Genomic DNA, 25,962 nt, shown 5'->3' with positions numbered 1-25,962 from the left:
TCTTGCTTCCCCAGATTAGTGCTGCCTCTCCGTTAAGGTGGGTCACAGCATCTCGCTATTCTTTGACCGATCCAACAACTATGCCTGTCACAAAGTATTTCTGCAGCAGAGGATAAATCAGCAGCAGTGGAATGACCGCCACGACGATTTTGGCCGCATTCAGGTTTTTGTTCGAAATTTCAGTCAGGTTGCTGAGCTCGCTGGAATTCGTACCGGCTTGAAGCAGATCAGCAATATTCACGTTAAGGGACTGAATATAGGTCATAAGCGGATAATTGCTGACTTTGGTCATATAGATCAAACCGCTGAAGAAGTCATTCCAAGTCCCCACGATACTGAACAAGGCGACTGTCGCCAATGCGGGAATGGACACGGGAACATACACTTTGAACAAAACTTGAAGCGGATTCGCCCCATCGATGAAGGCTGCTTCTTCAAGCGCTTTAGGTACAGCAGAGAAGAAGTTCATCACGAGGATGACACTGAATATCGGAACAGCGCCTGGCAGAACAAGTGCCCATATTGTATTGAGCATATCCAGGTTTTTGATCAGCAGGTAAGTCGGAATCATGCCTCCGCTGAACAACATGGCAAAAATCATAACATTCATATAAATGTTTCTGCCTTTAAATTCCCTTTTCGATTTGGATAGCGGGTAAGCCATCAAAATAATCAGAATCATGTTAAGCACAAGGGCTAGCGCGACACGCAGAACAGATATGCCAAAGGAACGCCAGAACTGTGCATCATCGATAATTTTCGTATACGCTGCTGTTGTAAAATTGACCGGAACAAGACCTACCGCATTGGCGGATACGGCCTCGCTGCTGCTGAATGAAATGGCAACAATATTCCATAATGGAAGAAGGCAGACCAATGCCAGCATGATTACGATGGCATAGATGACAAACCGGCCAATTCGATCTTTGAAGTTTGCAGAATAGGACACAGGTTTGGCCTCCTTAGAATATTTTTCGGTCCGTATATTTTTTGGCGAGTTGATTCGCAGACAAGAGCAACACGATGCCGATCACGGACTTGAACAAGCCAACAGCCGTACCGAAACTATATTGTCGCCCAACGAGACCAATCCGGTAGACGTAGGTATCCAGAATATCGCCCGATTCATAGACAACCGGATTATACAGATTATAGACCTGATCGAAACCTGCACTCAAAATATTGGTCAGGCTCATTACACCCATCAGCAGAATAATAGGCAGCATACCCGGCAATGTAATATGCCATACTTTTCTCCACCAGCTGGCTCCATCCATTCCTGCCGCTTCATATAGACCGGGGTCAATTGACGTAATAGCAGCTAAGTAGACAATCGAACTGTAACCAAACTCCTTCCACACGTCTGTTCCTATAATTAGTGGCTGAAACCAGGTGTTGCTGCCAAGGAAATTAATATTTTCCAGGCCAAAGAACGCGAGCATTTGATTCACGATTCCGTCCAAACTGAACATGTTGACAACGACGGATGCGAGTACTACCCAGGATAGAAAGTGCGGCAGATAAACAATCGTCTGCACGGATTTTTTAACGTATTTGATACGAATTTCATTTAACAAAACAGAAAAAATGATGGCCATCATCGTTCCGAGCAAAATCTTTCCAATCGCAATGATCAACGTATTGCTGACGACCTGCCCGATATCCGGCAGCTTAAACATATAAATAAAATGCTTCAGCCCTACAAATTCAGAGCCGAACATGCCCTTGGCCGGTATGTAGTCCTGAAAAGCTGTAATGACACCGACCATTGGAATATAGCTGAATACAAGCAAAAACAAAATGCCCGGAAGCATCATCATATGGTACATGGCACCCGTGCCAAGCCTGCCTCTTGCTTTCAATTTCCCCTGTTTCATGGATGAGCCCCTTTCCTGAAGAAAGGCTGCATATCGCAGCCCCGCTACTGATCATGGATGTTTATTGTTTCGCTGCGATCTCGTCTTCAATTTCCTGAATGACTTGATCACCGCCTTGTTTCTTCCAGTTGCTGACGAATGTATCGAAGTAATCAAGCGGTTCAGAACCTGTCACGATTTTGATGAACGATTCCTGCTCGAGCTTCGTCAGATTGGCCCACGTCTGTTTCATGCTTGGTGTAGTGCCAGAGTAAGCCGGAGTCATCCAAACGAATTTATTTTCCTGTGTCAGTTTGTCGATTAGTCCAACTCCATTTATGCGCGAATGATATTTTGACCAAGCGGTCACGTCATCCGTATCCATGTCGCTCAAGTACGTTTTGATGCTTCCGATATTGTTCTTCGACTCGGTGGTGCGAACCTCGTCCAGGCCAATTTCTCCTTTAATTCCACGAACGACATCAGAGTAATCATCCAGCAGTGATGTCGCCGAGTTGACTTCGATATTGAAAGGTCTGGTCGAACCGTCTACCCCGGTTTCCTGGTACTTGGCGGCTTCGGGCATCGTAGTTGCGACATCCTTGTCGTTAGCCAGTTTATCGTAGAACAGGTTTAGAATTTTAACGGCCAGTTCAGGGTGCTCATATCCTTTTCTCACCACGATGAACTGATTGGATGGATTCGCGTGTGCTACGTTTACATTGCCGTCTTCATCCTCGAGTGTATACGCTGAGAATTTCGCATCTTTATCCATCTGCTTCACGCTGATCAGTCCCCAGTCAGGGATATGCCACGGTCCAAAAGCGATACCACTCTGGCCATTGGCGTAGAGTGCAGTAATATCATCAAAGGTGCGGGTTCCGAATTGGGGATCAATGATGCCATTCTTGTACCAATCCGCCATGATACCCAGCATTTGCTTCGTTTCTTCTGTCGTGGAACCATACACGATTTTGCCGTCTTCACCATTCATCCAATATTGCGGGAACGCGCCCTCGGTTGAGGCAACACCCAGCATGGTATAAGCAGAAGCATTGTAATCGGTGGTATTCAGTGTGTTTACAAATGGAATACCGACCGGATTTCCGGTTTGACCCGGATCTCTTTTCAGGAATTCTTGTGCCGTTTTCTCTACTTCACCCAGCGAGATGGCACCGTCTCCATCTGCATCAAGTTGGATCCCTAGCAGATCCAGCCAATCTTGGCGCACCCAAACCATCGTTGGTGCCGAATCCAGGGAAGTCGCCGGAAGGCCCATCAATCGTCCATCAATCGTCGCATTGTCTAATGCTCGACCGTCATAGGAATCGTACATCTGTTTGATGTTATCCGTGGCATATTGATCGTAAATGGCTGTCAGATCTTCAATCAGATCATTATCAACCAGTTCTTTCAATTCATCTTTGGAATCAACACGCATCATGTCAGGCAATTCCCCGGATGCGATGGCAAGCGAAACTTGACGGCTATAATCTTCGCCATTGGCTTCAAATTGATCGGTAATCTGAGCGTTAAATGTATCTTTGACCAGTCGAGTATACGCGTTGTTTTCATAGGTATCTCCAGCCGGCAGTTTCGGATTGGCTGTGGTCACCCGTCCCATGGTGACGGTGATTTCGTCTTTGTAGGCACTGAACGGATCCCCCGGCGTTACCTCATATTTCCCTGCTTCCTCTGCAGTAGGAGGATTGGTAGAGCCTCCACACGCCGCAAGAAACGCAACCATCAAGGCAGACATTGACAGCACCGCGAGACGTTTCGTCAACGGTGTGATTTTCATGGACCATTTTGTTCTCATCTAGTTCGATTCCCCTTATTCTGTTTCTCATTTTTTGTTTGCGCTTTCAGTATAAAATGAAGTGAAGATTAGTCGAGATAGGGATTGCACGTCCGTTTGGATAGAGGAATGATTACAGTTTTCAGCAGGGATCCTATAGCTCTCATTCATTTGTGAGCATTTACCCTACCTAAGGAAGAACATTCGTCTAACTATGCTTATTCTTAATCCAAAAACAAGAGCCGGCAGCTCCTAAAGCAGGATACTGTCGGCATTAATTGAGCAACAATCGACAATGTCTCTCGTATCATTTACATGACATCCTACATCGCTCATCAGGGTATGAGCTCCCTTTCTACACTGAATGGATGTTTGCTCATTGAGAAGGTGCCAGCTATTTAACTTCTCTGCGTAGCTGTCGATACTCACTTGGCAAAAGGCCTGTCAGTTCGCGGAAAATGCGGCTAAAATATTTTTCATCCGTATAACCCACTCGCTCTGCAATCCAGAATATCGTGTTGTTCGTATTGAGCAAATACTCCTTGGACTTCTCTACCCGGATGAATCTGGAGTACTCATTAAAGGTTTTCCCCATCAAGTCTTTGAAACATTGACTGAAATAACTTCGGCTGATGTTGAGTTGTTGGGAGAGAGCTGAAGCTGTATACGCCTGTTCCAAATCATTCTGCAGGATGATCACCGCTTTTTTCACGGCATCGATAATTTCCTGTGAATACGAAGTCTGTTCATCGGCCTTTCGAATACCTGCAGCAGTCTGCTTCATCCATTCCTCAACCTCGTACCAGGAATCAAAAGAATGGATCATGGGGATTCTTCCAAGTGTTGTTTGGGCAAAAAGGTGATTCCACTCCATAACGATTGAATAAAGCAATCCCATCAACTGTCCTTTATGTAATCGTAATGATTTGAACTGTTCAATGAGTTGGCCGTAGTAACTGTCATGGTGAGTCCATGGTGTTTGGAACCAAGTTTGCTTAATCCGGTTAATGTCATCATCCTGCGGCTCTATTGAAAATGTCTCTTCCTCATTCATCGAAACGGAAATGATTCGATCATTGGGGTTGTACGCATAGAATAAAGACGTCTCTGTATAATTCATAATCCAGTTTTTGATTTGCGACCACGTTCGCTCTTGGACGTCAGACAGAACCAATAATGTACTTTGAGGAACTTGGTTCAGGGACTCCTTCAAATGATTAAACAGTTGATCTTCTTCGCAGTGGGATGCTGCCCACATCCAGCTATTCCGTTCAATCTCCCACCTGATCTCATCTCCATGGATGGTCAGCTCGATAGGCCACGCCTGTTCTGATTTGCGATCTTGGGAAACGAGTACATACACATTTGGATAATAGACATTGATTTCATTCTGCGAAGGCATCTTTAGGTTCGTACTCTTCAACCCGTCAATTCGGGTATGTATACGCTGCAGAACATGTTCGAATTGCTCTTTCTCCAGCTGGACTTTGGCTATATAGTCGATGGCTCCCAGCCTAAGCGCTTCCTGGATATAATCAAAATCCTGATGCAGTGTTAAGACAACGATATGCAGTTCCGGATAGAGCTGTCTCGTAGCTCGCATCAGTTCAATCCCTGACATGACCGGCATCGCAAGATCCGTCAACATCAGATCGACCGGTTGATTTTTCAGAAAATCCAGTGCTTTCGCTCCGTTGCTTGCTTCTCCTACAACTTCCATGTTGAACTCGTTCCATGGCATCGCAGAGCTAATTCCTTTGCGAACCAGCTTATCGTCATCTACAATCAGTACCTTAATCATGCCGAGATATCTTCTCCTTTAATAGGCAGTATGAGCAGTATGCTTGTCCCCGTTCCCAATTCACTCTCGATCACCAGTTGTGCTTGATCTCCGTACTGTGATTTCAACATGCGGTGCACATAATTGAGACCGATCCCCATTCCTACTTTTTCTTGTTCAGCTACACGATTGTTCAGCAGTTTATGAATAACTTCCTCGGTCATGCCTGCTCCATTATCTTGTATCATAATGTTCAACGTTGTGTTGCATGTCACTTCGATTTGAATAAAACCCTCGTCACTCAATCCATGATAAAGCGAGTTTTCAACCAGCGGCTGCAGAATAAAGCGAGGCACAGGAATTTGAAGCACTTGTTCATCTGCAGTAATGCGAACATCAAATTCAAAGTCATATCGGATTTGCTGCAAAATCAGATACTGCCTTAACGCATCAATCTCCTCTTCCATTGTGGATACTTGTCCTAATTTGCCCAAATTGTAATAGAGCAGCTTGTTCAATGACTGCACCAGCTTGTCGATTTCCCCTTGTCCGTTCATGACAGCCAACCAGTGCACCGTATCCAGCGTATTCATCAGAAAATGCGGGTTGATCTGATAGAGCAGTTTTTCCACTTCCAGGTCTGCACGAATCTTCTCTTTCTGCTGTACTTCCTTGAAGAGGTCGCCAATTTGATGCTGCATATTTGAAAATTCACCGAGCAGAAAATCGAATTCGGGAATCTGGGTGCGAGCTCGGCTTCCTGTCGTTTGTGGATTTTGGGACATCCCATTGATTTCCGAATGGAACAAGCCGAGTGGTTTGTAGACCATCTTCCACAGGAGCCACGCCAGAAATACGGTAAAGCCGAGGAAAAATAAAGCGACCAGCAATATTTGAAGTAACCACTGGTTTTTCTCCTGTTGATATTGAGCCTGCGAAATAACCGATACGACACTCCATTTCTGTGACGATTCCTCCTTGAACCAGTGATACCCCCGGGATATTCCGTCCTTGGCAGGATCGGCCGTCAAGCTGGAGAAATTCTCTCCGACCTTCATGGCTTCCGGTATCTCACTGTACACAATGTTGCCTTCACCATCCAGGATCAGATGAGATAAAGTGCCGTTGTACTGATTGTATCTCAAGGTATCCTGTGTAAGGCGGAAGCCGGACTCTACGTAAATGTACACGTCGTTCCTTTCGGGCTGCTGTACTCTTCGCATGGCAGACAGAACGAGTTGGTCATCGAACCGGTTCATGCTGATATGCGGACCATAGTACTTAATGCCATAGGTTTGGAAGAGTACAGGCAGAGTCTCAGGAGAAAATCGATCCTTAATGGGAAAGTTGCCGAACTGTGTAGTGCCATCTTTCTGGAAGTAGTATAAGGTCAAACCGATATTCGGATTGGTAAAGGTAACCACGCTTAACTCGCTCTTTAATTCATCCCGGGCCTCCATCAATTTGAGGATATCCGAGGAAGGTTTCAGGAATTCATCCAGCTTTTTGCCAATGGTTCCTCGGTAAGACAATTGCTGTGTAACGTGATTCAGATTGGTGATCGAATTCTCCAGTGAGGATGTCACCTGCTGTAAATTGCTGCGGATACCATCATCGATTTTATTTGCGAAAATGGAGTCAATCGTATAGTAAGAGATCGCAAATATGCTGATAAAGGGGATAAACGCACTGAGAAAGAACAATAAAAAAATCCTTTTTTTAAGTGTCATTCTGACCTAGTCTCCTTCTGAAAATAAAACAGCAAGCCTCCTGGTTATGGAAGCTTGCTGTGAGTATACATACAGCTATACCGATTTTCGTTTTCCCCATAGGCCCCGGCCTACTTTGAAGCTCGTCGGCATTTCAATCCATTCAGGCGGACAAAATCAGGCCACTCCGACTACTCTCGTCCAAGTCCAATTTCCTTCATAATTATAGATCGATATTCAAATAAGTCAAACGCTTTCATGCTTCAGAACATCCGGGTAAGCCTGCTAACCGTTCAAATACTCGTAATACGTCTGTTCCATAGATAAACGAGGCCGCCGATAATACCGGCAGCCTCGCTTTCATTTATATTAAACCTTTGTCTCTCGTTGCTTAATATTAAATACTCTTTTATTCATAAATCATCATTGTTGCAATTGTTGCTCTTGTCATTTACTTTTGAGCCAGAATAATGTAGATAGACTGGTTGGCAATTTTGGTGGACGGGTAGATTTTGTTAACGATCGAGAAGCCAGCATCTAGGATTGCAATTTCCATGTCTTTCGAAGAAACCCTTGGACCCGTTGAAGTTTCTGTCTTCTCTAATTCGATACATAAGAGCAAGCCTCTGTCTTTCAAACTTCTGTTGATTTCTTTCAGAGCTGTTGCAAGTGGTTGAACCTCGTGTAAAGAAATTGAAGCAATAGCTATATCAAGGTTATCTAACGGAATTTTTTTAAAGTCACCTACAACAGATTGAATGTTCGCGATGCCTCTCTCCTTCGCTTGGGTTTCCAAATATTCAAGGACATCCTTATCATTATCCAGCGCATATACAGTGTTCACTCGTTCAGCAATAGAAAGTGAAATGTAACCAGTGCCTGCTCCAAGGTCCAATACATTGTCGGTTTTTTTGACAGGTAAAAGCTCCAATAATTCCTCTGCTGGAAATCTCTCGATATTTTCTAAATTGCTAATTTTCTTTTGTAATTTTGGATTCATGTTGATCTCTCCTTTGATTGTAGATAAAACAACTCTTTGATAACTATAATTAATTTTTATCTTATTGTAAACCGCAACGTCTCAAATTTACATTCTGAACTCGATCTCCCAATGCGGCTTACTGTCCCGAATCGTTGAACTTAAGATTTTTGGCCTTATTCAATGCTAGCCAGGTCATGCATCATACGTTCTTCCTGCTTCTTTTCATCATTGATTTTTTTGAAAAAAAAGGTTATTTTATAAACAGCTTAGCGATAAGCAAGTTCCTTACACGAAGGGAGATGTTTTTAATGGCAAATACTTATATGGTGGTTTTGTCTTAAAACTGAATAGTAGGCATACGTAAAAAAGGTGGGAAAACTCCCGTATTATTTGCTATGCCATCCAAAGTAACCTTTCGTGAATATTGCTGTTTGCAGATACGATGAAGGTCGTATCTTTTTTGCGTCCTGATGCCGCGCGACAGCAGCTTTTTTAGAGGCTGCTTGTCCGTGGCATTTTTGCGTCCAAAAAACAACATTAAAGGAGCTAACAAACAAACATGATTGATTTAAAAACCTATGGCTATACAGAAATAGATGCAATTCAAGGCGGATTATTACCCGGCAGGGTGACAGAGCTTCGGCGCGAGCGCTTCTCGGTCATGACCGAGCGTGGTGAAGTAACAGCGGTTCTCAAAGGAACGTTCTATCACGGCGCGGAAACCCGCGTGGACTTTCCGTGTGTCGGAGATTTTGTTTTGCTGAAATACAACGAGAGCGGAAACTCTCTCATCGTTACGGTACTGCCCCGCCATTCCAAATTTTCGCGGGCGGATTACTCCGGTCATGCCACAGGCTATACCAAAACCGTGCTGGAACAGCTCGTCGCAACCAACTTTGACTATGTGTTTATCCTTTCTTCTCTAAATAGGGATTTTAACGTTACCCGCATCATGCGGTACCTGACACAAGCCAGGCAGAGCGGCGGCCAGCCGGTCGTCATTCTGACCAAGGCTGATCTCGTCGAAGATTATACGCTCCCACTCTCAGAAGTCACACAAAGTATCCCAGATGTGCCGGTTCACGCGATCAGCAGTCATACAGCCCTGGGGCTGAGCGAACTCGATTCCTATTTCATGCCTGGAAAAACAGTCGTCTTTCTCGGCATGTCCGGCGTCGGTAAATCTTCTCTGCTCAATGCGTTGATGGAACAAAACGTCATGCAGGTTCAGGCGATTCGGGAGGGCGACAGCCGGGGGCGGCATACGACAACCCATCGTCAGCTGTTCATGCTTCCCTCCGGTACGATGGTCATCGACACGCCGGGTATGCGTGAGCTTGGGCTTTTTGATGCCAATGAAGGCATACGCGCAAGCTTTGCCGATGTGGAGGAATGGTTCCCTCAATGCCGATTTACGGATTGCCGCCATCAGACCGAACCAGGCTGTGCCGTTCTCTCCGCGATTGCCGACGGTTCGTTTTCTCGTGAGCGGTGGGAGCATTATCTCACCCAACAGCATGAGAACAAGTATGTCCAGGATAAAACGAGTTACCTTATCGACAAAAGGGCAAGGGACAAAACGCTCGCCATGCAGAGCAAGAACACGAAGAAAAACGGGGGTTGGAAGATATGAATATTAAATCCGAAACACTGAACGATGTCTTAAGCAGGCGGTTTGAGAAAGAGATCATCTCGGCGGATTACAAAACCATGCCGTTACAGGGCGGTACTGTGGGAAATGTACACTTGGTTACGGGGATTGCCGAAACTGCGGTAGGCGAAAAATTATCTTACCGTATCGTGCTGAAAATTCAGAAGCAATGGAATCGTTACAATGATCCGGATTCATGGCGCCGGGAATATGATCTTTATGCGTCTGACTTGGGGGAATCGTTCTCTGATACCTTGCGCTGGCCAACATGTTATTACGCCGAGATGAATACCGAAGAAGAGGAGTTCCAGTTATGGCTGGAATATATCGATGGTGTAACAGGATTAGACTTAACCGGTGACATGTATGAACAGGCTGCGTTGGAGTTAGGACGCTTTCAGGGCAAGCTGTATGCGAAACAGCCCACTGTACTGCAGAGCCTGACAAACCTGAGCCATGCGGATCTCATGAAGAATACGTATCTGCACTACCGGTCATGGCCCGTCGTCTACGATTATATCCGTTCGGAGGACTGCGAATTTCCGCAGCACATACAGCAAATGCTCATCGACATCGATGAACATTCAGACAAAATACTTACACGCATTGAAAAACTCCCCCTCGTGCTATGCCACAGGGACTTCTGGGTGACCAACCTGATCTATGCCGATGGGAAAATCGCGCTGATCGACTGGGATACAACCGGATGGGGCTATTTGGGTGAGGATCTTGCAAGCCTGATTGCGGATGAAGCGGATGTTAATTACATGGTCGATTACTACGAGCGGTGTGTTCCCGCGTATTACCAAGGATTTTCTGAATATGCCGATGCACCCCCTGTTGCGGACCATTGCGTCTATGAAATGATCCTTCTTGTATTTGGCTACAGGTTTGTGGAGAGTTATCTCCACACAGAGGATAATGGCGAGAAGACGAAACTTGTCCAAATGCTCCAAAAAATTCATGAAATGAAGAACATCACTGTTTAAATTTGCTCTAAAAAGAGAAACTCCGAAACCCTTGAATGTAGTGGGTTTTCGGAGTTTCTTTTGTAGTACCAATCGATTCGATGATATGGAATACTACTCTTCATCATTATTTTGACATTCTATATACCGGCCATAGTGCCAATCTCAAAATTTGACGGCCCCAAAAAGCAAAGACAGTCGTTCCAGTCCATGAGCTGCGCCTATTCTCGCTGTACTGGTCGTTGATTATATAGGTCCTTGTGGAAGCCGGGCTTTTCAGTCCAAGTTTCTCCCACTCCGTTGGTTCATTCGAACCCCCGAGTCTTAGAAGCATCTTCTTCGCTTCCTTATTGATTTTAGACGGAATTTGCTCGTATGCCTGTGTAATTTGCGTATGAAATTCATCGATTGGATTGCGGCTAGCAATGCTCTCCAAGTGGATGCTTTCGCGAAGGTAAGAAACGTATGTCAGATGTTCAGCCCAGGATTCGTCAATATAAAAAAGTCGCACCCTCTGTTCCGAAGGGCTCATTGGCAGATCGCCTTTTAAAATTTTAAGCCGCTCCGCGTACAGAATTCGCCTCTGGTCTTCGACCATATCTGAATAACTGTTCAGTTCCTGATGGATATCAAAGTTCTGACCCATAATAACATGCTGAATATGCTCAATTTTACTGAAAAGCACCGCCCCCTCAAGTGCCCCATCCTGCTTCGTAACTCGAACCATCTTATGGATGCCGAACTGAACCATTAGCTCGTCTTCCAGGCTTACGAAAAATACGGAGGCTCCGGGGTCGCCCTGGCGGCCGGCACGCCCGCGCAGTTGGTCGTCAATCCGCACGCTTTCATTCACATATGTACCCATCACGTATAATCCCCCCAGCTTGGCGACAACTTCTGCCTGCTCACGATTGCCGCCGCCGAGCCGAATGTCTACTCCGCGTCCTGCCATATTCGTAGAAACCGTTACGGCACCAATCTCTCCTGCTTTAGCGATGATTTCGGCTTCTTTTGCGTCGTTTTTCGCATTCAAAACATGGCAATGTACGTTGACGTTCGCCAGCGCTTCCGCTAGCTTATCGGACTCCTCGACGCTAGATGTACCAATGAGAATCGGACGTCCCGTCGCATGGACGGACAAGATTTCTTGTATAAGCGCCTGTAGTTTGGCTTCTTTGTGAGTATAAATTCGGTGCGGGTAGTCGATCCGTATGTTTGGTTGATTTGGCGGAATTTGCACGACCTGCAGCGCATAGATATGTTCAAACTCCATTGCTGAAGCTTGCGCTGTAGCCGTCATTCCGCAAATTCCCGGATACAGGCTAATGAAATGTTGGATGGTTATTGTGCCAAGAATTTTCCCGCCTTCTGTCCACTGTAGCCCTTCTTTGGCTACAAGCGCGGCTTGCAGCCCGTCGGGTAAATACCTGTTTTCTGCCACGCGGCCTGTATATTCGTCAATCAACTCGATTTCACCGTCTCGGACGATGTAATCGACGTCTCTTTTTAGTAACGTTTCCACATGCAGCGCACAATTTAATGACGTTAACAAATGACCATTATGACGATCGTACAAATTGCCGCAGCCGAGCAGTGACTCCGCCTTCGCAGAACCAGCTTCATTCAAGTAAACGTTCCGCTGGAACTCATCGAATTCATAATGCTCTACCTGTTCGAGCTGCCGAGCCACTTCTGCAAAACGAATGTCGTCATTCTTGAAAGAGCCCGACTCTCCGCTAATGACTAGCGGCACCCGCGCTTCGTCAAGAAGGAGTGAATCCGCCTCGTCGACAATGACGTAGTGGAACGGACGATGAACCATATCAGCTTCATTTAGTGCAATCGTGTCGCGTAAGTAATCAAACCCCGCTTCTTTAGCCGTCACATAGGTAATATCATTCCCGTAGGCTTCCTTTTTCGCGTCCAGGCTCATTCCCGCTTGAACCGAGTTTACGTTTAATCCGAGAAAACGATAAATTGGACCCATCCACTCGGCATCTCGATTGGCCAAATAATCATTAAACGTCAGCACATGCACACCTTGTCCAGTCAGCGCATTTAGATAAGCAGGCATAACAGCAGAGAGTGTTTTTCCTTCACCCGTATGCTGCTCAATCAAAAATCTTTCATGTAGAGCGATGGCTGCCATGATCTGTACATCGTAAGGTTGTAATCCAAGCTTTCTCTTCGCTACCTCGCAGACTAACGCATAGGCATCGACAAGCAGCTCATCCAAAGGTCTGCCCTTTATTGCTTCCTTTTTCAGGCGAAGTGATTCCCCTTGAAGCCGCTCATCGTCCCATGCCTCCAAATTCCGTTTCCTGATGAGTTCCACTTTGTTTCGATAGCCTTTTAACTGCTGCCGGTTATCGCGATCTTTGAATTCCTTCATAAACTTGACGACCAAATTCATTCGTGTGATTCCTCCTCCGTCGAAGTGCACAAATCTATAATGATAGCAACCTCTCTAAACAGTCACATAGGCGTAGAGGATACCTGAATCCAAGCCCTCTCGCTCACTGAAGTACGATTGAATTCTACATAATGAGTTCCAAAAACTCATCCAGATGATTTGCCGCTATTTTGACTTCTTCGAATTCAGGTTCGTCTCCACGTACGATCGCACCTGTTTCATTGGATAAATCAATCGCATAAAAGGAATAACCACCATTAACGGATATCATGATTGGCAGGTAATGATTTCATCATGTCGTTATTTCTGATTTCCATTGATCGTCATCCATGGCTGCTTCCAAGCTGAGCAGTTCAAATTCATTCCATCGAAATTCAGTTTTTTAGATATGGCTTTACATACGCATTTACTTGGTGGAAGTTTCCATAAAATCTCCAAATTTTGAATCCAAATTGTTCTCTGCCTAGGGCAAATACTTAGTTCCTTAAAACAACGCCAGCAGATAGAGCCCAAAAATTCAGTTTCTTATCTCCCCTACCAAACTTACATACATTTGTTTTTACATATGATGTGAACTATAATGGTTGATGCACAAAATTTCAGACTTCTTTGGAGGAACATACGCATGAGATCTTTTCAGTTTTACAATCCAACCCGATTAATTTTTGGTAAAGGGCAAATTGAAGCATTAAAAACGGAAGTCCCTAAATATGGTAAACGCGTTTTGCTTGTATATGGCGGTGGCAGCATCAAACGGAGCGGACTGTACGATCAGGTGATCGGCCAGTTGGAGGAAATCGGAGCAGAGGTTACGGAACTGGCCGGCGTTGAACCGAATCCTCGTCTTTCCACGGTACATAAGGGTGTGGAGCTATGCATAGCACATGACATTGATTTAGTTTTGGCTGTTGGTGGCGGCAGTGTGCTTGACTGTGGTAAAGCAATCGCAGTAGGTGCAAAATACGATGGAGACATGTGGGATGTTGTCGTGCGCGAAGCAACTCCGCAAGGCGGACTTCCGCTGGGAACGGTGCTCACCATGGCGGCGACGGGTTCCGAGATGAACAATGGTTCAGTTATCACGAACCAGGATACGCAGGAGAAATGGGCCTGGTTCAGCGAGTATTCATTCCCTGTGTTTTCCATTCTTGATCCGGTAAACACCTTCACTGTACCTCTTGATCAGACGGTATATGGGATGGTGGATATGATGTCTCATGTATTTGAGCACTACTTCCACTTGGATAGCAACACACCGGTTCAGCTTGGATTCTGTGAAACCATTCTTCGCACGGTAATGGAGACTGCACCCCGTTTGATCAAAGATCCGAAAAACGTTGAACTGCGTGAAACCATTCTGTACTGTGGAACTATGGCGCTTAACGATATTTTGAATATGGGTCTTGCTGGAGACTGGGCAACTCATAATATTGAACATGCCGTATCGGCAGTTTACGACATCCCTCATGGTGGTGGTCTTGCAATTCTCTTCCCGCACTGGATGAAACACAATCTGGATGTGGATGTAGATCGTTTCAAGCGTCTGGCAATTAACGTGTTTGATGTTAACCCTGAAGGTAAATCGGACAGACAGGTTGCTGAAGAAGGCATTGAAGCTTTACGCGATTTTTGGAATTCCATTGGCGCGCCTAGCCGTCTTGCGGATTACGATATTGATGGCAGCCAGATTGACGCGATGGCTGATAAAGCCATGCGTTTTGGTCCGTTTGGATTTTTCAAAACATTGCAGCGTGAAGATGTGGTCCAAATTTACCAAGCATCCCTGTAATGACAAATCAGCATTCACCCTTACAGGTGAGCTAATAAACAAGGACGTTCCTCTTCAGGAACGTCCTTGTTTTGTGTATTAACCATAGGCGTAATTAGGTGAACATACTTGGGCTGAACTTCAGCATTTTATGTGGTTCATGGAATGCACAAACTTTTCAACCTACTCTCGCACCGTCACAGTTGACTTGGATGACCTGGTTTCCCCTGAAGCGTTACGTAGCACGGCTTCATACTCATAGATTCCAGGTACCCTACCAGAGATTGCGGTAACCGCCGACTGTGCAGTAGGCGTATTCGATTCCAGCGATTGTGTGTCGATCAAAACGCCATTCTCATAAAGTTCGTATTCCGTTGCGTTCGTTCCCCACCACAGATTCATGGTGATATTGTAGTTGCCGTCACCGTCCCAGTTATCATTCGACAGAACGGCTTGCCCTGGGGAAGCGTCCGTGACGGTCACTGTCAGGGGTACACTCGTGGTCGTACCTAGTGTATTAATCAATTCCCCAGTATAGATATAGGTACCATTTTTCTTTCCGGTAATATCTATTTTAACAGCCTGGGCAGATGGGGATTGATCGACCAGAGAAATTTCCTTGATCAATTCTCCATTCTCATACAGTTTGAACAGATTGCCGTTATTGCCCCACCACAGATTCATCGTGACAGTATAATCCCCATCTTTGAGCCCTGTGTCATAACCGTTATTATCGGATAACACCGGAATCCCCGGGGCCCCGTTCGCTAGTGGAGTTGCCTGGTTAAGCCATTCCTCCCACTTAAGCAGCGCATTTGCTTGCTCATCCGTATATACAGTGCCTCTAGCTGCCTGAACGTCATTACCGTAGGATGCAAGAAGTTGACGCGCCTTTGCTCCTTCATGATGGTTTGCTGCCTGTTTAGCCTGCTCTAATGTGTTCGCAAGCTGTTCAGCAAGAACACCAGCATTAGGATCGTTTGATTCATCTGCAAAGGAGTTGGTCAGATTGGTCAGGCTGTCAAATGTAGCAATAACTCCGAAACGATATTCGACTGTCTGTTCCCGGCCAGCTAAATCGGAGACACTTGCCGTAACCTGATTCAAACCTGGTTCCAGCGTATATGCCGGTGTGTCCAGAACCACACCTGTCGGTTCTGCCACACCGGATATCGTGTCAGAGGCTGTATAGCTGATTTCCACCTGCTGATCAATGGTGTATTCCGATTGACCATGAATTTCAATGGTTGGAGGTACGAGATCAATGGATATGGTCAAAGACTGTTCATTCTCTTGGTTACCATCCACATCGACGCTCCAGTAGGTGATGGTGTGTGTACCTTCTTCACTTAGAGTCAACTGTGTTCCACTCACCGTTTCGCCACCATTGATTTGATAATAAGTCCCTTCAATTTCGGAATCTTCATCGGTTGCTGTAAAGGTTACTTGTACTGGAGACGTATACCACTCGTCATGTGCATCCCCTTCCACTTTCACCGTGGTTTGCGGAGCCTTCTGTTCAGGTGATTCCCCTTCCAATGTGACTAAGGCTGACAGCGGTATATTCAATTCTTTTACAAGGCGTGCCACAAGCTCAGATACCTTGATTGCACCGTTCATCTGCAAATGCGTATTGTCTTCCGTTGTGCCTACCCACATGAAGATCGATTTGGTTCCTTCTGTGCCAAGCTCCTGGAAATACTCCCAGCTGGCTTGATTCAGATCGATGATAAGCGTTTCCGTCTCCTGCGCTGTTTCTTTCATCGCCTGAACGTATTCCGGGAAGCTCTTGTTTAGGACGTCTCCGGTAAAATCACGACGGTTCACTGGTGTGACCAGAACTGGGATCGCCCCTCTTTGCCGAGCACCATCAATGTATTCTTTCAAATAGACCTTAAACTGCTCAGGCGTAAGGTAACGCTCTGGACGGGACGGCGTGGAATCGTTATGAGACCACTGCATGAACAGATAATCGCCCTCATGAATATCGAGCAAAAGATCATTGAGATATCCACCGACCAGGAAGGTTTTGCTGCTGAGCCCACCCACTGCCCGGTTATCAACGCTGACTTCCTTCTGATCAAAATATCCGCCCAACGTTTCGCCCCAGCCTGCTTGTGGACGATAATTCTCCGCATAATTGGCTACGGTGGAATCGCTCGCCAGATAAATGACCGGTTTATCACCCTTGCCGTTTTCAGGCAGACGCTCCAGCTTCAGTGCATTAATCTTTGGTGCATTTCCAGAGAAGTTGAAGTTAAACACGCCGTCAATCAGAGCAATGTCATATGTGATTTCTTTAAAATCGCCCTTGGCAATGGTTGTGAGCGGCAGCTTCGTCATCTGCTCCACAACAACATTCGCGCTAGTCGATTCCTCCGCATCCCCAATGGTCATCGTTACCCGGTAATTGTCGGGTTCCATTTCCACCAGGAAAGAAGTACCATTCACCCGTGTGAAATCCTCTTTGAGTGCATCTCCGGTTTCCCGGTTCACATCTTCGGTCAGTGCAGTATCGGCAAAGCCGTACCCATTGCCTTCGATGTACGCTCGTCTGGCATCTACCTTAATGTATCCATCGGCTGCACTGCCGGAACCAAAATCAAACTTATACTCGCTAATCTCTTCCCCAGGTTCACTTGTCAATGAATCCCTCGCGACAGTTAACATATTAACTACATGGTCAATTTGAGCCTGGGTGGCTTCCGTATCGAATATTGCCTCGGCAGCTGCCAAAGCCCGGTTCACTACGGCTTTCGATACTTCTGTATATTCCGACAGATCAAGTGCCTTGATCTCATCGTACAGAGCGATCAATGCAGTCTGATCGCCGCCCTCCGAAGAGAGCTGCGTGCCTTCAATTCGCACGTTGTCGATCTGGGTAGTCCAGTTCAACGTGCCTCCACCGCCTTTTCTCGTTCCCAGGAAACGCATGGATCTGACGTTGTCCGCATATGCGCCGGAACTCAGTGAAATATCTGCAATCGTTTGTGTAACTGTCGGATCCGCTAGGTTCGTCAATGTCAGATCGAGTGTTCTCTCGGCAAAATTAACGGTTGCATCTACATTGACCCACTGGTTCTTGGACATTTCTGTCGCCGTTCCCCCTTCGGGTATGGCTGTATCCCCTGTGCCGTATTCCGGATTATATGCACCGATAAAATAATGAATTTGGGTGCTTCCGGTTTTGGTATACAGCGTGAACAGGGCATTCTCGTTAGAATCCTGGATCGTGAGATGACCTTCTGACGGGTAGGCGCTCACATTACCGGATTGCCAGTCAAAGTTCACGTTCACCTGATCGCCGTTTACGGCATCGAACAGACGGAACACTTTGGCCCGATGGCCCGATCCGGACCCCGTGACAGACAGGACCTTATTTCCTGACTGTTCAACAACCGTTCCCGTCATCGTTCCTGCAATACCCGTGGCATTGACCATCGCATACTGGTAGTCGGCAGCGTCGCCTTCAAAATCCTCCTCATAAAGCTGGATATCCGGCTCCGGTTCCGGCTCGGAAATATCCGGGTCGATGACCAGAGAAGAAATGCTCAGCTCCATGTCTTTGACCGCGCCTGCAACCAATCCGGCAATTTTCTGTGCACCATAACTGCTGAAATGAGTGTTATCGTTGATCCCATTCGGGTACTTCGGATATTCACCCGGATTAGCGTAAAGGAATACTTTTTCCGTTGCAGCATTACCAATTTTGTCGTAGTACGCAATGCTTAGCTTGCTGAGATCAATCAGCGGCACGTCAAGCTCCTCCGCCACTTCTTTGGCAGCCTGCACATATGCCGGGAAGCTGACGTTGAATTCCTGAGTTACCGTATTGAAATCTCTGCGTCCAACCGGAGTGAGCAATACTGGAGTAGCGCCGCGCTGTTTCGCACCATTCACATAGCGGGCCAAGTAGATCTTATAATCTTCCGGCGATGCATAACGGTCAGGTATCCCTGCACTGGCATCGTTATGACCGAAGGAAATGAAGAAGAAGTCCCCCGGCTTGATACGCTGCAGAATCGTATCCAGACGGCCGTCTACCATAAATGATTTGCTGCTTCGGCCGCCGATCGCGTCGTTCACGATCACTGCCCCATTTGAGAAATAACGACCGAACTGCTGGCCCCATCCTTCTTGTGGTGCCTGCATTTCACTGTAAGTTTGCATGGTTGAATCACCGGCCATATAGATCGTCGTTGCGGCACCGGCCGCTTTCTCCGGATATTTCTCAATGATAATGTCCTGGATGTCTATGGCTGTACCCGTGAAGAGGAAATCAAGCTGTCCATCCACCAATGCGATATCATAGGAATACTCCAGCGGTTCTCCCACTTTTACATTGGTCACGGCGAGCTTTTGGACGAATTCCGACTTGACCCCAACATTTGAGTCATTCGCATCATTGCCCAATCGCAATGTCACCTTATAGTTGGCATTTGGCAAGTCAACGGCGAAGGTCGTACCTGCCGCGACCGAAACCTGGTTTGCCCCTACGTTAATACCGCTTGTATCCTTAAATCCATATCCCGGATCTTGCGCGTAAAGCGTGTCCTGTATGTTCGTACTTCCAGAGGCTGTCTCTGTACCGAAATCAAAGCGGTAGACCTGTACCGGCATCTCTGCTTCGCGGGTCAGTGCCAGATCGGCTTTCGGGAAAGATGTAGCTTCTGCTCCAAGATAAAAGCCTGTATGCGGCGGCTGGTTGTAGGCAACATTTTGCCAGGCGACGCCAAGTCGATACACGGGGTCCTGCATCAGCGTAGGGATCCGATAGTCCGAAGGAATGGTCGTTGTATAGAGACGATATTCCGAACTATCTTCACTCCGCAGCAAAACTTCCTCACGCCAGTCGCCCAGAATGTCCGCCTGAAGCGCTGGATTTCCCTTGGTATGGTTGTTCGTTAACGTACCAGTCGCCCGGAAGATTTCATCCAGCTTTTTGTTTTCGTAATCCCACTTATAGATGAGCGGAATTCCTTTGGCTGTACTGTTATCCCACTCATGATCAAACAGCTCCCGCTGAAGATCTCCATCCCACCAAATTGCAAAGTTGGCGGTTTTGGGTGAGTCTTCTGCAGTGTAAATCGCTTCTCCGGCAGCCGAATACGTGCTTGTTACGGGAACACTCTGTCCGTTCGTAATGGTCGTAGCCCATGATTCGTAGCCCGGATAGTTCGGATCAATGTCCGCGGACATCCCGCGACCGGTGTCGATGCCTGTTTTCTGCCCCCAGATAATTTCGCCTGTTGCGGCATCGCGCATCTCCAGTCCGTATGCAGCATCCGAATGCTCATGCACGCTTACAATCTGGTATCCATCCCGAATCGGATCAAGCTGCCCGGCATGCATGGCATCGCCGTGGCCGAGTGCTGTGCTGTACATCAAGCTGCCGTCATCGTCTATGGCCAAGGCTCCGAACATGATTTCGTCCTTGCCGTCATTGTCGGCATCCAGCACACTTAAATTGTGGTTGCCCTGTCCTTGATATTGTGTTCCTGTTTCGTTCGTGTCGAATGTCCAGCGCTTGACGAGTTCCCCGCCCACATAATCATAAGCAGCAAGCACGGTGCGGGTATAATACCCACGACTCATCACGACACTTGGCTTCGTGCCGTCCAGATACGCAATGGCGCCAAGGAAACGGTCTACACGGTTACCGTAGCCATCGCCCCATTCGCTAACATTGCCTCTCGGCGGATCATAATCCACGGTGGATACGGCCGCTCCGGTCTCACCGTCAAACAGCGTGAGATACTCCGGTCCAGACAGTATGTATCCGCTCTCGTTGCGGTAATCTTTCGTCCCATCCCCAATGACCGTGCCTTGTCCATCTTTCGTGCCATCCGCCGTCTTAACAACAACCTCGGCTTTTCCGTTGCCATCCAGGTCGTATACCATTAACTGCGTATAATGTGCTCCTGCGCGGATGTTGACTCCCAGGTCAATCCGCCACAGCTTCGTGCCGTCCAGTTTGATGGCATCGATATAGACATTGCCGGTATACCCGGCCTGCGAATTGTCTTTGGAATTGCTTGGACTCCATAGGAAAACGATCTCATATTCGCCATCACCGTCCAAGTCTGCTACAGAAGCGTCGCCCGCGTAATAGGAGTACGTTCCACCGTCTTTGGTCCGGCCGTCGGCCGGTTTATCCAGCGGAATAGGCAGATAATCGTTATGCCAGACCGATACAACCTCCGGCTGCATTTGCTCCTTACCCGCAATGATAGTGGAAATCTGATATTGCGAGCTGTCAAAACCCGTTGTGTCCACATAGTTTGTCACATCGCTTATGGGTGACGCATTCACTTTAGTTCCGTTTTTATATATATTGAAAGCGATCTCATCCGGATCCGTGTTTAAATATCTCCAGCTCAAAAATACGCCGTTGTCTACGAGAACCGCAACTAGACCTCGGTTAAGATATTCCCCCTGGCGGCCCGTCAGGATGTCTGATGATTCTGCACGCGCCGGAGCTGGGGGTATGGCCAGTGAAATAACCATAAGGAAAGCTAGAAAAGATACAAACATTGATTTCTGGATGGAAACAGTTCTTCGTTCCATTGAGTTAGCTCCTCCTTATCTAAAAATCGTTTTTAGAATTTGGGGAAAGAATTTTTTTTGTCTTTAAGGCAGCCCCACAGTATCATCAATTCGATCTGCCCTACTTGTTGTTTGTCGTTCGCTGTACATTTGAAGCACTGATGCTTTGTTGCTTAAAAACTTGTTTTCGCTCTCCAAAGAAACACAAACTACTGTCACCCCCTTCTAATGTTACCGCTTACAATTATCTTACAGGTGTAAAAAAAGGCAGACAATCTAAAAAATGTGACGTATTATATAAAATAATTGACTTTTTTAGGCAGGGGATGAAAGTATGGTTCATACGGTCTCTTATGCTTTTCGTAATGACGATACATCAATCATGACACTAGACTCTATTGGATGGCAGATCGTCTCAAGCGAGGAATATCGCTGTCCAAGTGATAATAGACCGGACCCGGGGCACGTTGTTTTTCAATACACGCTTAATGGTCAGGGTTATCTGGATATTAAAAATCAAACGATTTCCTTACCGAAGGGACATGCACTACTCGTTAAAATTTCCGGAGAACACTGCTATTACTATAAGCAAGAGAATAACGAACCCTGGGAATTTATTTGGATCAACATTCGCGGGGATGAAGCGAGTCGAATTTGGGATTTGATTCATGAAAATGAGGGGCATGTCATTCTACGAAACGGAGATTCTCCCTTGATTCAAGAGTTATGGCAAATTATCCATTTGATTCATCAAGAGAAAGTGACGGACAAGTATCGCTTGTCCATGCAGGTCTATCAGTGGTTGCTTATCTTAGTTCAGACGAGTCGGGAAGCGGAGAGGGATATCGGTGTCCTTTCGATTACAACGATCGAGAAATGCAAAAAGTTCATCCGGGAGAATTATGCTTCCCCATTAACGTTGGATCTGCTGGCCAGCCATTGCGATATCAATAAACACTACTTGTGCAGATTATTTCAGAAATCGGAGAAAACATCACCCCTAGCCTATCTCAAAGACAGACGAATTGAGGTTGCAATCCGACTACTCCGCACGACGGAACTTCCCATTTCCCAGATTGGACAACAATGCGGCTTTGAGAGTCCCAGCTATTTCGGCAAAGTTTTTCGGCAATATATGTCCATGTCACCCAAAGAATATCGTATGAATAAGTTAGCATTTCCTTACGAGGCCATTTATTATGAATAACCGATCTCGTTGTTGGTAGTCATCATTCCGACTTTTCAAACGCATAATCTTCGGCCTCGTACTGAAGCAGGCGCAAGAGAAGAACAAATCGACTGACCGATTCATCCCCAAATGAATAGGTCGTTCTTTCCATTTTGCATTAGGGACAAGCACTAGTGCAGATAACAAAAAAAGCCGCTATAATAGCGACCTTCAATGGAACAATGGAACTATGTTCATTGTCTTTCGACATTTTTACGATTATACTCCACACTATAGGTTTCTCAGTCAATCGATCTTTATAAAGAGGGTTAGTTGTTCTTCTATTTTTGGAACTTAACAAAGTTGGGATCAGTCTCTGATCCTTACAATTTGCATCATTTTCACACAACTAAATCACCTCTGGTTTACCGATCGCGTGCTTAAATATTCCATCCGTCTCCCTTTACATCGTTATCGTTCGGAATTAATTCATACAAGGCACGAATATCACAATCGATGGAATCGGCGATCGATATGGCAATTTTGAGCGGCATCACTCTCTTGTTTTCAATAAAGTCGTAAACTCGTTCGGGTTTAAAAAGTAACTCTTTTGCCAGCCATTCCGCTGACTTTCCAGACTCCATCAACCGTTCATTCAGTAAGCAACGTCCTAATTCGAATTTCAAAAAGTGAAACCTCCTGTGTAACATCAGATTTAACCTTAATCACTGTCCATTGCCAGCATGGATAGGCTTAATAAAGGAAGCCGTACCGATGCAGGTCCCCTCAGCATGTCTTTCCAATTTGTCGGGCGAGTTCCATCGTCACATTATCGTTTTCCGTTCATTGAACAATGACTAGCTAAATCCACCATTTCCTCTTTAGTGAACACTTTGCTGTCAATTTTAATAAATCAAAGAAACAAACCGATTACACAAGGGATACCCTCCATGGTTTTTGTAGTATTATACCCTTGTTTATTTCATCTAATGTTAAGGAAAAGCATAAAAAGCTAATCGGAAAATGGGATCCATCCTAGTCCCTCGGCTGCAGTTCGATAATGAGACTTATCTAGAAACGGGTTAATGAACCGCTTAAGACCGTAAATCCGGTAGGTCTTGCAATATTCAACAGCATTTCGTCCCACCTTAACTGCGGTATGTCTAAAAACTGTAGAACACAACGCTCTCCTGGTTCTAACTTTGGAATTTCCTGAGCATATACATCCCCGTCCGTATCGATCATCCTCAGTGTATATCCAGATATTCTATAGGATGGAATGTCATTCGAGGTTTCTATGATTACTTCCATTTTGCCCAGATCATATTGCAGAGTTAAGGAAATGTTGATCGGGGAGGCCAATTGACGCAGAACTTCATATGAAGGCTTAGGCGTGCCATCCAGATACATGGAACCGTGCACACGTTGACGCAGCATCCCCTCACCTGCTTCGCCCATCTGTGTCCGATAATCGTTTAGACTGAAAAAAATAATCGCAGCAATTCCAGAGTGGTTCCGGTACTCACTCGTGTTGTCAGTAAGAATCTGTATACGTCGTTTGTCTCCACCCTCGTAAGCGGGCTCACATAGTCCATACTCTGCAACGATCACAGGTTTATCTTCATAAGTCTCTGTAATGGTATCAATAACGGCTGGCCTGTCTAAATCGCCATGCCATGTTCCAATGTAATCATTCCACATGATAACATCACCAACACCCGTTGCATCTTTGGCGGAATTTTCATGCACCGTGTTGGATACGTAGTTAATAAATCGAGTATCATCCAGATCGCTAACAAGCGCTTTTAATTTCTCAAAATAACGGACGGTGACAGGGGATTGCCCATTCACCTCGTTGCCTATTCCCCAAGCATAAATACATGGATGGTTGTAATGCTGTTGAATCATCTCCTGGGCATGCTGCATGGAGGTTTGAAGCCATTCGGCGTCAGGATCAAGCGGTGCCTGCCAATGCGGAATCTCTTCCTGTACCAATAACCCGTTTCGATCACACCATTCCAGTAACTTGCTATCTTGCTGCCAATGAAAACGGGTGATGACGCAATTGGCCTCTTTAATATGTCGGAGCATCTCTTGAAGTTGGCTCGACGTTTCAGCCATTCCTCGATTCGGGTGTGAGCCCGGCATCCATTCAACCCCCATGAGGCGTACAGGTTCTCGGTTAAGTAGTAATGTACTTCCTTTTGAACGAATCTCTCTAAAACCAATTTCAACGGTTACCTCATCCGAGAGGACCTCACCCACGTTTAAAGAAAGATTCACCTTGTATAAATGAGGATGGTCAAAATGCCACAACTTGGGGCTTTCCACCTTAATATTTTTAAAGTGCAACAGGCTTTTGAAGCTAGACTTCTCCCATTCTTCTGAAATGATCGTGCCATCTTTGCTCGTTACCCTCACAATCATCTTTAAAGATGTGTTGTTAGCCTCTCCATATTGTCCCCACAAACAAATCTCGCCTGATATTAAACCGTACGGGGAGCAGCATCCTTCTCCTTCATCGCTAAAGACAGGAACCGCTTGAATTTTGGTATAATCAATCGCTGCGCGCCCGCTAACGATGAGAGATACACCGCGTATAATTCCGCCATCGTCTGCCCAATCAAAGCTATTACCCATTGGAAGGGCTGTCTGACTATTCTCATTATTTGCCGATACCACAACCCTGTTGTTTTCTCCAAAGACAACAGTACTTGAGATCTCTAAAACAAATGAGGTGTAACCTGAATTGATATGTTCTCCTACCTTTTGTCCATTTACCCATACAACTGCATCACGATATACCGCATCGAACTGCAGTCGAAGTAATTTGCCCTCCCATTCAGCGGGTGCAAAAAAGACGCAACTATACCAGCCTGTGCCACGAAACTCCTGCAAACCATTTTGCACATTCCATGTGTGTGGAATTTTGATGTTCTCTCCTAAAGGAGGACCCTCTTCATGCCATTTTTGTTTTACTCCTTCGTTCTCTGTATCTGCCTGAAATATCCATGATTCTTCCAATGGAATACTTAATCTGGCTCTCATTCAAATTCCCTTCTTTCTCATATTTTGTGCTTTATTATAGAGAAGCAGAGTGCTCAAAGCCATTCAGCATCTTCTGATTTCATGGACTATATGCTGAACTTTTCAGGTTAATAATCATTTCTGTACGCTAACGAGATGAAGGAGGGAATTCATAATTTGTCATCTCGGCAATATGTACAACTCCTTTTCCTTAACCCGAGACAAGACCTAGTACCAATAAAACAAAAAAAGCCGCTAAAATTAGCGACTTTAAACGTCTGCGAATAACTATGGAA

Annotated in this window: 14 protein-coding genes; 4 read left to right on the top strand and 10 right to left on the bottom strand. The window is 46.0% G+C overall.

The genetic code is table 11. From position 1 onward, the window contains the following. Positions 1 to 55: 55 nt before the first annotated feature. The 6 genes from ABGV42_RS04250 to ABGV42_RS04225 form a co-directional block, all read right to left on the bottom strand. Positions 56 to 949: a carbohydrate ABC transporter permease gene (locus tag ABGV42_RS04250; RefSeq protein WP_347380526.1), complete on the bottom strand. Its 894-nt coding sequence runs from the start codon at positions 947 to 949 to the stop codon at positions 56 to 58. Positions 950 to 962: 13 nt separating this feature from the next. Further along, positions 963 to 1,877, bottom strand: a complete 915-nt coding sequence (locus ABGV42_RS04245) for an ABC transporter permease (RefSeq protein ID WP_347380525.1) — start codon at positions 1,875 to 1,877, stop codon at positions 963 to 965. Positions 1,878 to 1,938: 61 nt separating this feature from the next. Continuing rightward, entirely contained in the window at positions 1,939 to 3,675 is a 1,737-nt protein-coding gene (locus tag ABGV42_RS04240; RefSeq protein WP_347380524.1) for a sugar ABC transporter substrate-binding protein, read from the bottom strand. 373 nt (positions 3,676 to 4,048) lie between these two features. Further along, on the bottom strand, positions 4,049 to 5,455 hold the full coding sequence (locus ABGV42_RS04235) for a response regulator transcription factor (RefSeq protein ID WP_347380523.1): 1,407 nt from the start codon (positions 5,453 to 5,455) through the stop codon (positions 4,049 to 4,051). Beyond that, positions 5,452 to 7,164 carry a sensor histidine kinase gene (locus ABGV42_RS04230; protein WP_347380522.1) on the bottom strand — a complete coding sequence of 571 codons (1,713 nt, stop codon included), beginning with the start codon at positions 7,162 to 7,164 and terminating at the stop codon, positions 5,452 to 5,454. The genes ABGV42_RS04235 and ABGV42_RS04230 overlap by 4 nt, the downstream gene beginning before the upstream one ends. A gap of 430 nt (positions 7,165 to 7,594) precedes the next feature. Further along, on the bottom strand, positions 7,595 to 8,143 hold the full coding sequence (locus ABGV42_RS04225; protein ID WP_347380521.1) for a class I SAM-dependent methyltransferase: 549 nt from the start codon (positions 8,141 to 8,143) through the stop codon (positions 7,595 to 7,597). 610 nt (positions 8,144 to 8,753) lie between these two features. On the opposite strand from ABGV42_RS04225, the gene rsgA reads away from it, so the two are divergent. After that, on the top strand, positions 8,754 to 9,758 hold the full coding sequence (gene rsgA / locus ABGV42_RS04220; protein WP_347380520.1) for a ribosome small subunit-dependent GTPase A: 1,005 nt from the start codon (positions 8,754 to 8,756) through the stop codon (positions 9,756 to 9,758). Continuing rightward, a complete protein-coding gene (locus ABGV42_RS04215) occupies positions 9,755 to 10,765 on the top strand; it encodes an aminoglycoside phosphotransferase family protein (protein WP_347380519.1) in 1,011 nt (336 codons plus the stop codon). The genes rsgA and ABGV42_RS04215 overlap by 4 nt, the downstream gene beginning before the upstream one ends. A 106-nt stretch (positions 10,766 to 10,871) precedes the next feature. Here the strand turns inward: ABGV42_RS04215 and ABGV42_RS04210 are convergent, their stop codons facing one another. Then, positions 10,872 to 13,157, bottom strand: a complete 2,286-nt coding sequence (locus tag ABGV42_RS04210; RefSeq protein ID WP_347380518.1) for a DEAD/DEAH box helicase — start codon at positions 13,155 to 13,157, stop codon at positions 10,872 to 10,874. 625 nt (positions 13,158 to 13,782) lie between these two features. Between ABGV42_RS04210 and ABGV42_RS04205 the strand changes: the two genes are divergently transcribed. After that, positions 13,783 to 14,946, top strand: coding sequence for an iron-containing alcohol dehydrogenase (locus tag ABGV42_RS04205; protein WP_347380517.1), 1,164 nt, complete (start codon positions 13,783 to 13,785; stop codon positions 14,944 to 14,946). A 162-nt stretch (positions 14,947 to 15,108) separates the two neighbouring features. Here the strand turns inward: ABGV42_RS04205 and ABGV42_RS04200 are convergent, their stop codons facing one another. Next, positions 15,109 to 21,492: a GDSL-type esterase/lipase family protein gene (locus tag ABGV42_RS04200; RefSeq protein WP_347380516.1), complete on the bottom strand. Its 6,384-nt coding sequence runs from the start codon at positions 21,490 to 21,492 to the stop codon at positions 15,109 to 15,111. Positions 21,493 to 21,805: 313 nt separating this feature from the next. On the opposite strand from ABGV42_RS04200, the gene ABGV42_RS04195 reads away from it, so the two are divergent. Continuing rightward, positions 21,806 to 22,678 carry an AraC family transcriptional regulator gene (locus ABGV42_RS04195; protein ID WP_347380515.1) on the top strand — a complete coding sequence of 291 codons (873 nt, stop codon included), beginning with the start codon at positions 21,806 to 21,808 and terminating at the stop codon, positions 22,676 to 22,678. A gap of 401 nt (positions 22,679 to 23,079) precedes the next feature. On the opposite strand, the gene ABGV42_RS04190 is transcribed toward ABGV42_RS04195, so the two are convergent. Both ABGV42_RS04190 and ABGV42_RS04185 read right to left on the bottom strand, forming a co-directional pair. Next, complete coding sequence (locus tag ABGV42_RS04190; protein WP_347380514.1) at positions 23,080 to 23,325, bottom strand: XRE family transcriptional regulator; 246 nt, start codon at positions 23,323 to 23,325, stop codon at positions 23,080 to 23,082. Positions 23,326 to 23,710: 385 nt separating this feature from the next. After that, on the bottom strand, positions 23,711 to 25,687 hold the full coding sequence (locus ABGV42_RS04185) for a glycoside hydrolase family 2 protein (RefSeq protein WP_347380513.1): 1,977 nt from the start codon (positions 25,685 to 25,687) through the stop codon (positions 23,711 to 23,713). Positions 25,688 to 25,962 lie beyond the last annotated feature (275 nt).

Source organism: Paenibacillus pabuli, from assembly GCF_039831995.1.
GTDB lineage: Bacteria > Bacillota > Bacilli > Paenibacillales > Paenibacillaceae > Paenibacillus > Paenibacillus pabuli_C.
Note: the sequence above shows the minus strand (reverse complement) of the source record. Positions and strands in the feature narration are given on the sequence as shown.